This window comes from Vibrio sp. 1069, from assembly GCF_033340555.1.
Genome location: NZ_JAWOWP010000550.1, coordinates 1 through 617, shown reverse-complemented (window position 1 = coordinate 617; position 617 = coordinate 1). Strand labels below are relative to the sequence as shown.

Annotated in this window: 1 protein-coding gene; it reads left to right on the top strand. The window is 48.0% G+C overall.

Features of this window, described 5'->3' with window-relative positions:
* Nucleotides 1-617 (top strand): DUF3394 domain-containing protein (locus R7040_RS27670; RefSeq protein WP_318097774.1); only part of this gene is annotated, 617 nt, incomplete at both ends.

The following is a 617-nucleotide window of genomic DNA, read 5'->3' as shown; positions in this document are numbered from 1 at the left end:
CAGCGCACGGTCTTATCATTCCACTGATTGCGGTGCACTTGTTCGTGTTCTATTTCGGTATTCTCGCCGATGATACACCACCGGTCGGTCTGGCTGCCTTTGCCGCTGCAGCAATCGCGAAGTCCGATCCAATTCGTACCGGTATCCAAGGCTTTACCTACGATATTAGAACCGCCATTCTGCCATTCATGTTTGTTTTCAATACCCAATTATTGTTGATGGGTATCGATTCTTGGTGGCATTTAGCACTCACGGTAATCTCTTCCATCATTGCGATGCTGATCTTCTCTGCCGCTACGCAGGGATGGTGGCTGACTCGTAACAAGTGGTGGGAAACCGTCCTATTATTAGTATTAACTTTCTCATTCTTCCGACCTGGTTTTTGGTGGGACATGTTATACCCAGCGAAAGTTCTTTCTCCTGGGGTTGAGATAGCTCAAATCACGGAAAACCTAAATGTAGGAGAATCCATTGAGTTACGTGTTGCCGGACAAAACCTCGAAGGCGAATACGTCGAGAAAACGGTACGTCTGCCATTCGAAGACAGAGCAACGACAGCTGAAGAGCGTATCTCTTCAATGGGTCTGATGGGGAGTGAGCACGTCGGCACTATAGTC